This is a genomic window from Proteiniborus sp. MB09-C3 (assembly GCF_030263895.1).
GTDB lineage: Bacteria > Bacillota > Clostridia > Tissierellales > Proteiniboraceae > Proteiniborus.
Window position 1 is genome coordinate 299,003 of record NZ_CP127161.1, and the last position, 15,551, is coordinate 314,553.

The following is a 15,551-nucleotide window of genomic DNA, read 5'->3' on the forward strand; positions in this document are numbered from 1 at the left end:
TTTTAACAACTCAATCTGTTATGCTAATTAATTTACTTGAAACCAATATCTTTAGTAGTCCATTTCCAATTATGGTGCCTCCAATAGTACTGACCATAAATGGCAATACAAAGAAAAATACTGCTACATCTTTACCCATAATCAGCTTGGCAACTGGATATGCAACTAGTCCGCCTAAAATTCCAGTTCCTAATACTTCTCCTAAGGAAGCCATTATATGCTTTCCAGTCTTCCTATACAGAAATCCAGCTAAAAATGCACCTATCATACTGCCTGGAAAAGCTAATAAAGAGCCTGTTCCAAGTATGTTTCTAAGCAGAGAAGTAGCAAATGCATTAGCAGCTGCATACCAAGGCCCTAGTATTACAGCAGATAGTATATTGATGGTATGCTGTATTGGAAAACACTTTGAAACGCCTACAGGAATATAAAATATGTGACCTGCTAATGTTCCAATTGCTATAAGGAAAGCACATAGTGTAAGCTTTTTAGTTGACATGAACATCCCTCCCTTCAAAAAATCTACGTACTAGAGGATGTTTGAGATGAATAAAAAAAGCATAAATCCCAAAATAAGGATTTATGCTTAAATATATAGCATGACAAATATAACTTCCCTACGCTGGCATTATCCAGATCAGGTTAAGGGTCAAAGACTTTATCGAGTCTTAATCTCAGCTGGTCTCTCCAGCCCCCCTAGTACTTAATCTTATATTTAATTTCAAGACAATCTTATCACATGTATTATAATTATTCAATATAGAAAAATTAACAGCTTTCCTCTAGTTTTTTATCAAATCTATTAAAAAGAAATCTAATCTTGTAAAACAAATACTGCTTTTCAGTCGCCCTGCCCATATTTAAAAGACAAAAAAATGTAACCATCTTACTGTTCTCGCCTAATCTTCTGCTCAATATTTAAGTTTCTTTTCAAGTAATATTTGCTATTGTATAATAAACTAGTGTGATAAAAAGATTTCTCCACATATCTGTTTTTTTACATGTATTATGAGAAAAAATGAATATCTCCGTTAAATAATTATTTGCTTAAGTATGAGGTATTTATCTCAATAGAATTTAGGAGGACAAAGAATTGAAAAGAAGCGAATTAGCAATATTTACAACCCTATGCATGGTATATGATGATGAAAATAGAATATTAGTTCAAGATCGCATAGACCCTAGCTGGCCAGGTATCTGCTTTCCAGGTGGACATGTTGAATATGGAGAGTCATTTGTAGAATCAGCTATACGTGAGGTCTATGAAGAAACAGGATTGACGATTAAACATCCACAGCTTTGTGGGATAAAGCAATTTCAGACTGAAGATGATGAGCGTTATGTCGTGCTGTTTTTCAAAACAAATAAGTTTTCTGGTGAACTACGAGACTCTGATGAAGGCAAGGTTTTTTGGATTCAGCGTGAAGAGCTTAATAAGTATACTTTAGCACATGATTTCGAAAACATGGTAAAAGTTTTTGAAGAAGATAAGCTTAGTGAAGCTTATTATTATAAAGAAAGTAATACTTGGGGATTAAAACTACTTTAGTTTTTCAATAAATATAAGGGTGTTAAGTATCACAAGGAAATGAAAGGAAAGGGCAAGACAAGTGAAATGTCAGGCTGTGTGAAAATTCACATTCTATACGTTTTTGTCATTCTAAATGCAGTGAAGAATCTGTATTTGAAGCTATTAGAGACCCATTCACTTCGGTCAGGGTGACAGTTTACACACTGTCTGACGTCCCCTTGCCTCCTTATGCTCTATTCCTAAAAAAAGAAAAGAAAGTATCATAGTCTGACTGCATTATATCGTTTTTCAAATAAATAAAGTTAAATTCTCTTTCTATAATAAAATCTGCTATTTTAATCTCTGCTATTTCTTTTCTTTTGATTTCCTCACTAACTGCATCTTTATACATAAAGCTAAGTCCAATCCCATCCTTAACCATTTTCTTTATAACATTAACATTTCCTATTTCAATAATGTTTTTGAAGTCTTTAAGAGTATGGTTTTTATCATATAATCCCCTTTCTAAAACTTCACGGGAACCAGAGCCAGATTCACGAATGATGATGGTTTCATCCTTAAGGTCATCTAACACAACCTCTTTCTTACTCATCAATGGGTGACCAATAGGGGCTGTCAATATAAAGGGTGCAATTTTATATAGCTTAGTTTCATAGTCTGATTTTTTAAATAAGCCTTCTACTAAGGCAAAGTAAATCTCGCCATTCTGTAGCATTTGAAGTACTGTTTTTGTATTATCTACATACATGGTGATGTCGTATTCTTTAAAAGTATTCATAAATTCGCCTAATATTGGCGGCAAAGTAAACTCTCCAATTGTTAAAGTGGCTGCAAATTTTAATGTCTTTTTCTCATTATTAATCTCCTGTAGCTTCTGCATTATAATCTGCTCATTAGCTTTTGCATTTAATACATATCTATAGAGAAGCTCTCCGGCTTTTGTAAATCTTAATTGTCTATTAGAATACTCAAAGAATTTACACCCATAATATTTTTCTAGCGACTGAATATGCTGAGTTATGGCAGGCTGAGTTAAGTTAAGCTCCTCTGAGGCCTTTGTATAGCTTTTATTTTTCCATACAGATAAAAATGACTCCATCCTAATATCTAGCACTTTATTTCCACCTCTATAATTATAATTTATAGATTTATAAGTATTTATAATTAGATTTTATAGATAGTTGATGTTAAAATCAATATTGACTTTAGATTAAGGAGTTGATATTGTGGAATTTTTAAGAAAATATTCAGTTGGAATACTGTTTACAGCTTTACTTGCCTACATTTCAGTTTTTATAAGCAAGCTTATTCCCTATCATCTTATAGGTGCAGGGGTTTTTTCATTATTGATTGGTATGCTATTAAACCCTATAGTTTCAAAATATCAGGTTTTTGAAAAAGGCTTCGAGTTTACATCAAAAAAGATATTACGTCTTGCGATTGTTCTTATGGGAGTAGGACTTAGTTTTGGACAAGTAGTAGAAGTCGGAAAATTTTCTTTAATTGTAATGCTGTTTACTCTAATAACAGCCTTCGGTGGAGGATATCTAATAGGAAAGCTTTTCAATATGAACTGGAAACTATCTAGTCTTATTTCGGCAGGAACGGGTATATGTGGTGGTTCTGCAGTTGCAGCTATTGCTCCTGTTATTGATGCTGAAGAAAGTGACATTGCCTATGCAATTTCAGCAACCTTCATATTTGATGTGATTATGGTAGTGCTTTTTCCTATAATGGGTCGTTATTTTAATATGTCTGATTTAGGTTATGGCCTATGGACTGGAACTGCGGTAAATGATACTTCATCTGTTGTAGCGGCAGGCTATGCTTTTTCAGATATAGCAGGTAATTTTTCTGTTATTGTTAAGCTAACACGTACTTTATCTATTGTGCCTATTGTTCTCATATTCTCTTATATAAATGAGCGACTTATACGAAAGGCTGGAGAAAAATCTTCAAGAGAAAAGGTTGATATAAAGAAAATTTTCCCTTGGTTCATTTTAATGTTCCTTGGAATGGTAGCAATTAAAAGCACAGGTATAATTCCTGAAATATTAAGTCAATCCATTTCTAGCATAAGTAAATTTTTAATGGTTATGTCATTAGGCGCTATAGGTTTAAGAACAAATTTTAGCAAGCTCGCAAAGTCTGGATTTGCTCCAATGATACATGGATTTATAATTTCTGCATTAGTTGTTGTAGTTGCTTTTTTGGTACAGATGGCAATAGGATTAATATAATTTTTTAAAATTAATAGCGATAACAATATGCAGTAGAGACTGTCCCTACTGCATATTGTAAATAAGCCATCGTTTTATTTTTTATCCTTTAATAGTCCTGATGTCTTGCTGACATCCATTGCAAACATTACGCCCTTACCCGGTTCATCTATATGCATAGCTTCCTTTATAGATTTAATTACTTTATCTGATTTTTCCTTTTCGATTATTATCATAACTATTTCTTTTTCTGGCTCAATATTCATTGAAAAGAACATAGTGTTTTCGTGAATACCTGAACCCCTTGCATTTATTATAGTTGCTCCCCTTGAGCCTGCAGAAGTAGCAGCATCTACAACCTCTTGTCCAAGTCCCCTTTCAACTATAGTAAAAAGCACCTCATGTTCCATGTCATTCTTACCTCCTATTCTTGAATCTTCAACAGACTCATTATAATTTCTCACGCCTACAATCCTATTCACAGGTGAAGAAAAAATAATCCCCTTATTAGGTTTATCTAGGTGAAATTTTCCAGTTAATACCTCATGTAATTTATTTTCAAGCTTCTTATCTGAAATCATAAATACTATTTCTTTTTTTACTTCATCAAGCCCTAATAGCTCTAGAATAGGTTTTTTAACTGTACCTCTTCCTAAAAAAATAGTTCCTCCTGAAACTCCAATTTTCTTTGCTTCATTTAAAATCCTGCTACCCATTCCTAAATCTACAACTGCAATAAACAGGATTGGCACTATATTAATAATTTCTACTCCCAATTTATCTCAACTCCTTTTTGCAGATTTATGTTCATATATTAAACCTAAAACCTGTATGGCAATAAGAGGTGTTAATGCTACCATGGCAATTACTCCAAAAGCATCCATCAGCACATCTGCTCCTTCTATTGCCTCCGCTACACCTTGAGCAAAAGCCAAAATAAATGTGGCAGTCATAGGCCCTGAGGCCACTCCTCCTGAGTCAAAGGCAATGCCGACAAATAGCTTCGGTGTAAAATATGATAAAATTATTGCTATTGAATATCCTGGTATTAGAAGGTGCCATAGCTTAAGACTAGGTACCAATATTCTTACCATAGAAAGAGCTACAGCAATTGCAACCCCTATTGACAATGTATATAAAATAACCTTCTTCTTAATATGTCCACTTGTAACGTCTTCAATCTGCTCATTTAATACATATACTGCTGGCTCTGCTAATATTACTGTGAATCCAAGTACTAAACCTATTAATATGATAAGCCAGTTGTTCCCAAGTGTTGCAACTGCATGTCCTATAGCACTTCCTGCCTCCATAAAACCTGCATTGACTCCTGTAAGAAATAGTACAAAGCCTACATAGGTATATACTAGACCTTTTAGAATCTTTATAAACTGCTTTTTAGATAGTTTAAAAAATAACACTTGAAATAAGAGAAACAATAATAGCAACGGTATCATAGCCATCATTACTTCAATTAACATTGTAGGAATTTCTTTTAAGAATGGAATTAACACACCTTTTGTATTAGCAGAATGATATGGTAAACTGCCTGTTAATGATTTTATGCCAGAAAGCAGACTCATCATAAGAACTGCTATCATTGGACCAGTAGATGCTATGCCAACTAATCCAAAGCTATCCTCTTCAGAGGCCTTTCCTCCTTGTGTTGAAGACACACCTAAACCTAAAGCTAAGATAAAGGGTACTGTCATTGACCCTGTTGTTGCACCACCTGAATCAAAAGCTATACCTAAAAATTGACTAGGTGCTAATATTACCAATAAAAATATTATTCCATATAGTAGAGTTAAAAGCCTATGTAATTGTATTTTAAACACTATTCTCATTAAACCTACTGCAACTAATACCCCTACTCCAATAGAAACTACAATTAAAACACTTGCTTGTGATAATACTCCTGATGTTACCTTGTCTACTTGTCTTGCCAGTACAAGTAAGTCTGGCTCAGCAATATTTATAAGGAATCCAAGGATAAATCCGAATATTATTATAATCCATAAGTTCTTCTTTCTCGTAAGAGATGAACCCATGAGTGTACCTATTGGCTGTATTCCTAAATCAACACCAAATAAAAATATGGCAAGTCCAAATATTATGAAAATTGCCCCTATTAAAAATCTTAAAATTAAATTTGTTCCTATAGGTGTTATGGTGAAATTAAGTATTAGAACGATTATAGTGATGGGGAGTATAGAAAATACAACATCCTTAATTTTCTGTGTCAAAATATTCAAATGGTATCGCCAACCTTTCTCCCTTTAATTTTCTATATAAAATATTATATTATAACAGTTAAACCAATGTAAACCCTAAATATGCTTTTTATAAGATACAGCGGAAATTAATCCTACTGTATCACTAAGCATACTGTGCCTCGTAAAGCTCTTTGTAGTATCTTCCCCTCTTCATGAGCTCATCATGATTTCCTATTTCAAGTATTTTACCTTTACTTAACATTATTATTTTATCTGCATTACGTATTGTAGATAGTCTGTGGGCTATTATCAGTGTTGTACGATCATTAGAAGCATTCTCAATAGATTGTTGAATTAAAAGCTCTGTCTTTGTGTCAATATTTGCAGTAGCTTCATCTAATACGAGTATTGAAGGATTGTGAGCTATGGCACGTGCAAAGGATAACAGCTGTCGCTGTCCTGCTGAAAAAGTGCTGCCTCTCTCTCTTACAGGCTCGTTGATTCCCATAGGCAGCTCTTCTATAAAATCCTCTGAACAGGATAACTGTAATGCCTGCTCAATTTCCTTGTCAGATATGTTAGAGTTAAGACGAATATTGCTTTTAATGTCTCCTGAAAAAAGAAAAACATCCTGTAAAACTACTGCCACATTGCTTCTCAGGTCCCTAAGCTTATAATCCTTGATATTTACCCCATCAATTAATATCTCGCCTTTTTGTATTTCGTAAAGCCTAGATATTAAGTTGATAATCGTAGTTTTCCCAGCTCCAGTCGCTCCTACAAAAGCTGCCGTTTCTCTAGGTGCTATTTTAAAGCTGACGTTTTTTAATATCCATTCCTTTTCTCTATAAGCAAACCATACATTTTTGAATTCAATTTCTCCCTTAAGCTCATCTATAGGCAAACCCGAATCTAAATCCTCTAGAATATCCTCCTGATCTAATAGTTCAAATATACGATCCGCTGATACAACAGCAGATTGAACAGTATTATAATTCTCTGCTAAGTCATTAATTGGAGCAAAAAACTGTTTAATATAGTTAGTGAAAGCATATAAGACTCCTAACTCCAAAGTCTGATTCATTACCTTTCCCATACCATACCACACCAATACAGCTATAGTCATGGTTTGCAAAATCTCTATTATAGGCCTTAATAGGCTATTCATCTTGATCTGAAATAAAGTCGATTCATGATATTGAGTATTTAGCTCCTTAAATTCCTTTTGCTTTTCCAGCTCACGATTAAAGACCTGCACCAATTTCATACCTGATAGGTTCTCTGCGAAAAATCCATTAATCCGTCCAATCAGACTCTTCATCAACTGAAAGTTTTCTTTTATTCTATTTTTAAAATAGCATGTTATTAAAAAAATCAATGGTAAAGCAACAAGACTGATTAGAGCCAGACTGACATGCATACTAAACATTGCAAATACGATTCCTATTAATAAAAAAACATCTCTAAAAAGATTAATCAATACATCTGTAAACATTTCATTTAGTGCCTCAACATCATTGGTAGCTCTGGTTATAAGTCTCCCTGTTGAATATTTATCTAGATATGATAAGGGCAAATGCTGTATATGATTAAAAACTTTTCTTCTTAATCCGCTGATAATCTGTTGACCAACATGGTTCATAAGATTAATTTGAACAAATGTAAAAAGAGAACCTAAGACTATAATCACCATATACAAAATTCCCATAGATTTAATAGAATACAATCCAGTCTCCGGCTTCTTAAGAATAAGAAAATCATCAATGACTATCTTCAGAATAATAGGCTTCATAAGCTCAGCACAGTTTACTAATAAAACACTTAATCCAGCCAGTATTACAGCTTTCCTGTGTGGTATCATTAATCTTAGCAGTCTCAAAACACTATGACGCTTCATGGCCTACCTTCTTTCTCATTTCTTCTTTAAACTGCTCTTCGTATATATCAAAATATATTCCTTCTCTCTGTAGAAGTTCTTCATGATTACCTCTCTCCAGAATCTCTCCATGATCCATCACAATAATTTCATCAGCATGCTTTATGGCAGAAATACGATGGGCAATGATTATACCAGTCTTTCCAGTTAAGATGTGTTTAAAATGGCCTATAATCTTCTCCTCTGTCTTTGTATCAACAGCAGATAGCGCATCATCTAAAATAAGAATAGCAGGATTTTTAATAATAGCTCTAGATATGGAAATTCTTTGTTTTTGTCCACCTGATAAATTTGTTCCTCTCTCTCCAACTCTAGTATCAAAGCCATGGGTAAAATCCATAATATTATCATAAATACAGCTAAGCTTAGCAGACTCTTCAATTTCCTCATCTGAATATATGTCTCTAAAAAAATGAATATTTTCTTTTACTGTAGCTGAAAATAAGAAATTGTCCTGTGGAACATATCCTATATTTTCTCTCAAAACCTTTAATGGATAGTCGTTAATATCCCTTCCATCAATGATTATCTTTCCTCTCTACATTATAAAGCCTTAGTAAGAGATTCACCAAAGTAGTTTTTCCACTGCCAGTCCTTCCGATAATACCTAGTGTCTTTCCTTTATTAAGCTTTATATTAATATTCTTTATGGCTGCCTCTTCCGTATCTGGATAGTTGAAAGTCAAATTATTTATCTCTATATCTCCACCTATCTCTGTTAAAGTCACATCTCCTGAATCATCTGTTATATCTGATTGAACCTGGAAAATCTCGTTTAGTCTCCTGAAGGAAGCTATTCCTTTTTGAATGATATTAATAACTCTGCCAATTGAGGATACAGGTTTTATAATCATGGTAAGATAGCCGTTAAAAGCTACAAAATCGCCTAATGTAATTACATTATTCTTTACCATACTGCTGCCATAAATAAGGCTAATCATAAAGCTTATTCCAAAGCACAGCTCAATCATAGGAGAAAGTAAAGAAGAAACCCTTACCATCTTAATATTTGACTCCCTCATGGTCTCATTTAAATCATCAAATCTATGAACTTCTTCATTCTCTTGAACATAGGATTTAATTACTCTAATTCCCGAAATATTCTCTTGTACCCTATCTGATATAGCAGCAAAATTTTCTTGAACAATCTTAAATCTTTGACGTACCAAATCTCCAATCTTAATCATAAGCAAAGTAATTATAGGAATAGGTAAAAGGGATAATAGAGTCAATTTAAAATTCACAGATCGTGCCATAGCTAATATGGATACGGTACACATTCCAATGCCATTTACAATATGAGCTAGGCCTGGACCAAAGGACATTCTAACTGCAGAGATGTCGTTAATAGCATAAGCCATCAAGTCTCCTGTTTTTCTCTGATGATAGAATTGTACTGGAAGGGTTTGAAAATGCTGAAATAATCGTTCTCTCAAATAACACTCAAGATTTCTGGAATTTCCTATAATTAGATATCTCCATATGTACCTTGTAATAAATGCACCTATAGAAGCAATAATCATCATTCCTAAGTAAAAGAGTATTTTTTCTTTATTGATATCTTCCATGCTTAGTATATCAATAATTATACCTAGCAGCTTTGGTGCAATAGTCTGCATATAAGTAGTTAGCACTAAGAAAACTACTCCAGCTACATAGTGCATCCAATATTTTTTAAAAAAATCATTGATCACTTTACCTTTCATCTTCATTTTCATTCTGTTTCTTCTCTCACACCTTCCATCAAGCAATATTTAGACTCTCTAAATATTGTAGCATAGTTGTTTAAATATTTCTACAACTATGGTGAGTAAGAAATAAAGTTATGATATTGAGGAAAATTACGACTTTCTTGCAGATTATAAATAACAAAAGATGAAACATTTAAGCTTAACTGTTTCACCTTTTATAATTCTCATTTTTATACTATAGCTGCTAGCAGCAATATTTCTTCGTTTTGATTGTATATTGTAGGAAATTGAGTAATAGGTATTGGATTTATTCCTAGCCCAACTTCTATTGTAAAGCCTGGTCTCCTGAAATCCTGGATAAACCAATCTTTGTATCCTGCATAGGATGCCTCTCCTGGATTGTCTGATATTGCATAGCCGCTGGCTCTAGAGAACATCTCGGCAATCCTTCGGGACTCAGCTGGAGCTAAGTTTTCGAATTGATAAAATATTACTTCCCCCTGTGTATGATATGCAATTACTAGCCTAAAGTTATGCTGTCTAGTGAAGTTCACCATTGCAATTGACTCTGGCTCTGATAATGGATAAGGTCCACCATAGTCTCTAGGAGCAGGACCTGTTATTCCCTGTTCAATTTCTAGCTCATGCTCTCTTTCCCATTCCGCAGGATAGTTTAAGTTCAAGTCAGTACCTCTAATATTAGCTTTCCACACTCTTGGTAATGGCAGTCCTGTATTGTTTAGCTGAGCAGCTTGATGATAGGCTGGATTAGTATAGTTAGGCCAATAGTTTACTAAATCTACACCATCTGGATTCACCATTGGAATGATATATATGCTACTGTTTTCCCATATGACTCCAGTATTATAGCCTCTTATACTTTCTCTATTTGCATATGCCTTAGAAAAGTTCTCTATGAACTTCATTAGCAAAGGAGTGGTAATCCACTCATTTGCATGATGAGATGCATTATAAGTAACCTCATTAGGACCTGTACCAAGTCTTATACAATATAGATTTTTACCCATAACACTTCTTCCAATAATGCTGGTTTCAATAAATGGATATCTTGCTTTTAGTCCGCTTATTTGCCTCTCCATTATGTCATAAGTATAATCAATATCTGTAAATACAATATCTATTCCAAAAGGAACTATTATCTGCTGTCCTATATACAAAGCATTCGGATTTATGCCAGGGTTGGCAGTTAGTATTGCATTAACTGTTGTATAATATCTAGCAGCTATATTATATAGGGTATCCCCTGCTCTAATTGTGTAGGTATCATATCCTAAAAGAAGTCTATTAAATACTCTCCATGTTGCTGGGCCTACAACACCATCAGGAGTTAATCCGCTATTTCTTTGGAATGCAATAACTGCCTGCTGAGTTAAGGCTCCAAAAATGCCATCTACTGCTCCTGCATTATATCCAATTCTATTTAAAAGACTTTGAATTAGTTTTACATTCGGACCTCTTGAGCCTAAAGTTAAAGTTTCCATTTTCATTCCACCCTTTTTGACTTTTAATATATTTTATAGCTTAAAAGTAAAATTGTGGCTGTCCAAATAGTTTTTATATCTATTATTTTAATAATCGACTTTAAAAAATGGAATATATGACCTTAGTTTTGCAAATACTGATTGTTAAAAGTATATTATACAAGGTGGATATACATATGTTAAATTTTGAAAATATTATTTTATCTAAATCCTTAGAAAACAATATAGAAACAATTAAAAAAGTATTTAATGAAGATGATACTCTAATTATTAGACAATTTGAGAATCAGCATGATAGCAAATTAAAATGCTGTATCTTTTTTGTTGATGGAATGGCAAATACAGAAATGATTAGTGAAAATATTATTTCTCCCATAGTAACAAGCTCTGTGATAAAGTCTAGTCGTAATACTATTCATACGCTCCAATATCAAGTATTGCTTTCTAGACAAATTACAAAAACAGACTCTCTAATTAGACTGATAGAAGCTATTATTAATGGAGATACTGTTCTTCTTGTAGATAGTTTGTCTGAAGCCTTAATTATCAATACTAAGGATTGGCAAACAAGAGCTATAGAAGAGCCTCCATCTGAAAAGGTTTTGAGGGGACCAAGAGAAGGGTTTACAGAATCTATTTTAGTGAATCTTTCTATGATAAGAAGGAAGGTCTCATCAAGTAAGCTCAAGTTTAAGCTTATAACACTGGGTGAAGAAACACGTACAGAAGCATATATATGCTATATTGAAGAAATAGTAAACGAAAAAATACTAGATGAATTGTATAGAAGACTTAGCAGCTTCAACATGGACGGAGTTTTAGCTGTAAACTACATACAAGAATTCATTAAAGATGCGCCGCTATCTCCTTTTAAAACAGTAGGTACTACTGAAAGACCTGATGTTGTAGCTGCTAAGCTGCTAGAAGGACGCATTGCCATTATTCTTGACGGTACACCTACTGCTATTACGCTGCCATATTTGTTTATTGAATATTTTCAATCTAATGAAGACTATTATCTAAGTTTTTATTTTGGATCTATCGGCAGAATATTGAGGATACTTGGATTTATCATTACAACTAGCGTTCCTGCCATCTATTTAGCGCTTGTTACTTTTCATCAAGAACTAATACCTACTCCGCTAGTTTTGAGCATATCTGCTGCTAGGCAAGGAGTTCCTTTTCCTACAGTTGTAGAACTCATAGGAATGCTAACTGTTTTTGAGATATTGAGGGAAGCTGGCACGCGTATGCCTACATATATAGGTCAAGCATTAAGCATTGTAGGTGCATTGGTGCTAGGGCAGGCCGCAGTACAAGCAAGGTTTGTAAGTGCTCCAATAATCATTATTGTTGCATTGTCTGGTATCACGGGACTTATGATACCTGCTCTTACTGGAATTTCCATTATAGCTAGAACTGCTCTACTTCTTCTGTCTTCAGCTTTAGGATTATATGGTTATGTTTTTGGCATGCTAGGAATAGGAATACATTTATTCAGCATACGTTCCTTCGGAGTACCATATATGTCAAATTTAACTTCTATGAAATTACAGGATTTAAAAGATACATTTATAAGAGCGCCATGGTGGTATATGGAATATAGACCTCAATTTATTGCTTCTAAAAAGCTTAGAAGAAAAGCCTTTGGGGGAAAAAATAATGAATAGGCATTTTATTTTTTTCATCTTTATGTTCATTATGATTTCATTTTTGCTTACTGGCTGCTGGAACTATAGAGAAATAGACAAATATGCCATAGTTTCTGGTCTAGCAATAGATAAAAATGAAAAAGGAGATGGCTTTTTACTTACTGCCGAAGTAATCGATATAAGACCAGGTATGAATGAAGTAAAAATAAGTTCAATAAGAGTGGAAGCAGAAGGTAATACAATATTTGATGCTATCAGAAATATGATAAAAATTTCTGGTAAGAGGCTGTACTGGGGTCATGCAAAAATTGTTATCATAAGCCAAGATGTTGCCAAAGATAGTATTATACCAATTGTAGACTGGATATCTAGAGATCAAGAACCGAGGCTTACTACAAATATTCTGGTTTCTATCGAAAAAACTGCAAATGAACTATTATCTCAAGAAAGTGTTACAACAGAAATACGTTCCTTTGAAATGAGCTATATGCTTGTGGGAAACCGTGTATTATCAAAGGCTCCAAAAGTAGGCGTTTATGAATTAATGAATGACTTGTCATGCAGCGGCATATCTCCAGTCTTGCCAACTATTAGTATAACCACTAATGAAGGAAAAAGGACCTCAGAATTATCAGGAATAGCAGCATTTAAAGGGGATAAGCTGATTGGTTTCTTAGATGGTGAAGATGCTAAATTTTATCTTTTTATAAAAGACAAAATAGAGAGTGCATTGCTTGTGGCAAAAATAGACGAAGGAAATTCAATTGATAATATTACATTAGAAGCATTCAAAAATAAAACAAAAATAAAGCCTGTATATGATGAAGGTAAACTATTGATGAAAATACATGTTAGGACAGAGGTTGTCATATCAGAAGAAGATAAAGGTAGAGATTATATCAGCGAAAAAGGTAGAGCTAAGCTTAAGACTTATGCTGAAGCGACTCTAGAAAAGGATATTGAAAATGTCATTAAAAAGGTACAAAGTAATTTTAAATCTGATATTTTTGGATTTGGTAAAATTGTTAGAGCTGAGATGCCATCTTTATGGAAGGATATTAAGAATGATTGGGATGATATTTTTAATAATCTGGAAGTAGAAGTAAAGGCTGAAATACAAATCAGAAATAGTGGACTTACTATATCCCCGATTAAGGTAGGCGAATAGACATGATAATGATTTCATTTTTTTCTTTTTTATACGTTCTATTTATATTTACAGACTTAGTTCCAATCTATCGTGATAAAAAGTGGAAGCTGTTTTATATATATTCAATTATCACAGCAATTTCTTACATAATGATAATATTAATAGGATTTGATGTAAATATACCTAGTCCTGCACCAATTATAAAAAAAGCTGTTACTTCAATTTTTAATTTATAGTCATTTCTTATTTTCAATATTTAGGGGTGAAATTTATATGAAAAAGGAAATAATATCAGCTAAGCAAGGTGTCACAATTATGTCCATGTTCATAATAGGAAGTACCTTGATACTAGGTGGGGGCAAGAAAGCCAGTGAGGATACTTGGATTGCCATTATAATAAGCATGATTATGGTTCTGCCTATGCTTATTATTTATGCAAGGATCCTTAGTCTTTTTCCCGGTAAAAACTTATTCGAAATAGCAGAAGAAGTGTTTGGGAAAATATTTGGTAAAGTCATCATTTTACTATTTACCCTATATTTCTTTTATTTAGGTGCCTTAGTCATCAGAAATGTTACTGAATTTGTTCAAATTGTTTCTTTCCCTGAGACACCTCAATTTTTCATTGCATTTTCTATTGGTCTATTAGCTATTTATATGGTCAAGAGCGGTATTGAAGTATTAGGGAGACTGACGGAGTCTCTTCTTTATTTAATAATTCTTATAGCTATTTGCACTATTTTTTTATCCATAAGTAAAATGGAATCAATCAATATAAAGCCAGTGCTGTATGATGGGTGGAAGCCAGTTTTAGAAAGCGGATTCTCTTTATTTGCATTTCCTTTTGCAGAAACAGTTATTTTCACAGTGGTTTTAGGTTCTTTAAAGCAAAACAGTAAACCCTATAAAGTTTATATAGGAGGTTTGATTATAGGAGGAGCTTTTATATTAATAATATCTGTAAGAAATATTTTAATCCTCGGTATTTCAAACATGCTTATCCATTACTTTCCAACCTATTCTGCCGTTTCTTTGATAGAAATAGGAGACTTTCTTGAACGCATTGAAACAATTGCAGTTATAGTATTCATATTGTCTAGCTTTGTGAAAATTAGTATATGCTTATTTTCAGCCAGCATGGGTTTTGCAAGCTTGTTTAATTTTAAGGATCACACACAGATAACTGCTCCTATAGCATTCTTAATGCTGAATCTCTCTATTATAGTCTATAATAGTATAATGGAGATGTTTGAATGGCTAGATATTTATCCCTACTATGCAATACCTTTTCAAATAATATTGCCGCTAATAGTTTGGATAGCCGCTGAAGTGAAAACTAAATCTAGAATTCCAAGCGAAGGTTAGTGGACTGACTGGAATAAAACAATAAAACCTGAAGAATTATCTCCAGGTTTTTGTTCGTCTTGTAAAATTATAATATTGTAATGTTTTCAGCTTGTGGGCCTTTTGCTCCATTAACAACATTAAATGTTACTTTTTGACCTTCTTCTAAAGTTTTGAATCCGTCTTTGTTGATTTGTGAGAAATGTGCAAATACGTCATTTCCTTCTTCTGTAGTGATGAATCCAAATCCTTTTTCTGAATTAAACCATTTTACTGTACCATTCATGTTTTATTACCTCCGAAATTTTTA

The 15,551-nt window shown here is 33.3% G+C and carries 14 protein-coding genes and 1 riboswitch; of the genes, 5 read left to right on the forward strand and 9 right to left on the reverse strand.

Annotated elements, in window-relative coordinates; genetic code table 11:
• Positions 1–10: 10 nt before the first annotated feature.
• Positions 11–499: an energy coupling factor transporter S component ThiW gene (gene thiW / locus QO263_RS01410; protein WP_285625572.1), complete on the reverse strand. Its 489-nt coding sequence runs from the start codon at positions 497–499 to the stop codon at positions 11–13.
• A gap of 98 nt (positions 500–597) precedes the next feature.
• Positions 598–708, reverse strand: a riboswitch (TPP riboswitch).
• Between the two features lie 385 nt (positions 709–1,093).
• Between thiW and QO263_RS01415 the strand changes: the two genes are divergently transcribed.
• Positions 1,094–1,549: an 8-oxo-dGTP diphosphatase gene (locus QO263_RS01415; protein WP_285625575.1), complete on the forward strand. Its 456-nt coding sequence runs from the start codon at positions 1,094–1,096 to the stop codon at positions 1,547–1,549.
• A gap of 208 nt (positions 1,550–1,757) precedes the next feature.
• Here QO263_RS01415 and QO263_RS01420 read toward each other — a convergent pair whose 3' ends face one another.
• Positions 1,758–2,645 (reverse strand): LysR family transcriptional regulator, encoded by an 888-nt coding sequence (locus QO263_RS01420; protein ID WP_285625578.1) that lies wholly within the window; start codon positions 2,643–2,645, stop codon positions 1,758–1,760.
• A 112-nt stretch (positions 2,646–2,757) separates the two neighbouring features.
• On the opposite strand from QO263_RS01420, the gene QO263_RS01425 reads away from it, so the two are divergent.
• Positions 2,758–3,771 carry a YeiH family protein gene (locus QO263_RS01425; protein WP_285625580.1) on the forward strand — a complete coding sequence of 338 codons (1,014 nt, stop codon included), beginning with the start codon at positions 2,758–2,760 and terminating at the stop codon, positions 3,769–3,771.
• Between the two features lie 74 nt (positions 3,772–3,845).
• Here the strand turns inward: QO263_RS01425 and QO263_RS01430 are convergent, their stop codons facing one another.
• The 6 genes from QO263_RS01430 to QO263_RS01450 all read right to left on the reverse strand — a co-directional run bounded on the left by QO263_RS01430 (position 3,846) and on the right by QO263_RS01450 (position 11,095).
• A complete protein-coding gene (locus QO263_RS01430) occupies positions 3,846–4,526 on the reverse strand; it encodes a P-II family nitrogen regulator (RefSeq protein WP_285625583.1) in 681 nt (226 codons plus the stop codon).
• Between the two features lie 6 nt (positions 4,527–4,532).
• Complete coding sequence (locus QO263_RS01435) at positions 4,533–6,005, reverse strand: DUF1538 domain-containing protein (protein WP_285625585.1); 1,473 nt, start codon at positions 6,003–6,005, stop codon at positions 4,533–4,535.
• A 124-nt stretch (positions 6,006–6,129) separates the two neighbouring features.
• A complete protein-coding gene (locus QO263_RS01440) occupies positions 6,130–7,863 on the reverse strand; it encodes an ABC transporter ATP-binding protein (RefSeq protein WP_285625588.1) in 1,734 nt (577 codons plus the stop codon).
• Positions 7,850–8,386 carry an ATP-binding cassette domain-containing protein gene (locus QO263_RS18920; RefSeq protein WP_352169176.1) on the reverse strand — a complete coding sequence of 179 codons (537 nt, stop codon included), beginning with the start codon at positions 8,384–8,386 and terminating at the stop codon, positions 7,850–7,852. The genes QO263_RS01440 and QO263_RS18920 overlap by 14 nt, the downstream gene beginning before the upstream one ends.
• Positions 8,387–8,420: 34 nt before the next feature.
• Entirely contained in the window at positions 8,421–9,620 is a 1,200-nt protein-coding gene (locus tag QO263_RS01445) for an ABC transporter transmembrane domain-containing protein (protein ID WP_352169178.1), read from the reverse strand.
• A gap of 203 nt (positions 9,621–9,823) precedes the next feature.
• Positions 9,824–11,095 (reverse strand): M14 family metallopeptidase, encoded by a 1,272-nt coding sequence (locus QO263_RS01450; protein WP_285625591.1) that lies wholly within the window; start codon positions 11,093–11,095, stop codon positions 9,824–9,826.
• 176 nt (positions 11,096–11,271) lie between these two features.
• Between QO263_RS01450 and QO263_RS01455 the strand changes: the two genes are divergently transcribed.
• From QO263_RS01455 to QO263_RS01465, 3 genes are all read left to right on the forward strand, one after another.
• Positions 11,272–12,765 (forward strand): spore germination protein, encoded by a 1,494-nt coding sequence (locus tag QO263_RS01455; RefSeq protein WP_285625594.1) that lies wholly within the window; start codon positions 11,272–11,274, stop codon positions 12,763–12,765.
• Entirely contained in the window at positions 12,758–13,915 is a 1,158-nt protein-coding gene (locus QO263_RS01460; RefSeq protein ID WP_285625597.1) for a Ger(x)C family spore germination protein, read from the forward strand. The genes QO263_RS01455 and QO263_RS01460 overlap by 8 nt, the downstream gene beginning before the upstream one ends.
• A gap of 255 nt (positions 13,916–14,170) precedes the next feature.
• Positions 14,171–15,262 (forward strand): GerAB/ArcD/ProY family transporter, encoded by a 1,092-nt coding sequence (locus QO263_RS01465; RefSeq protein WP_285625599.1) that lies wholly within the window; start codon positions 14,171–14,173, stop codon positions 15,260–15,262.
• Positions 15,263–15,329: 67 nt separating this feature from the next.
• Here QO263_RS01465 and QO263_RS01470 read toward each other — a convergent pair whose 3' ends face one another.
• A complete protein-coding gene (locus QO263_RS01470; protein WP_285625602.1) occupies positions 15,330–15,527 on the reverse strand; it encodes a cold-shock protein in 198 nt (65 codons plus the stop codon).
• Positions 15,528–15,551: the final 24 nt, after the last annotated feature.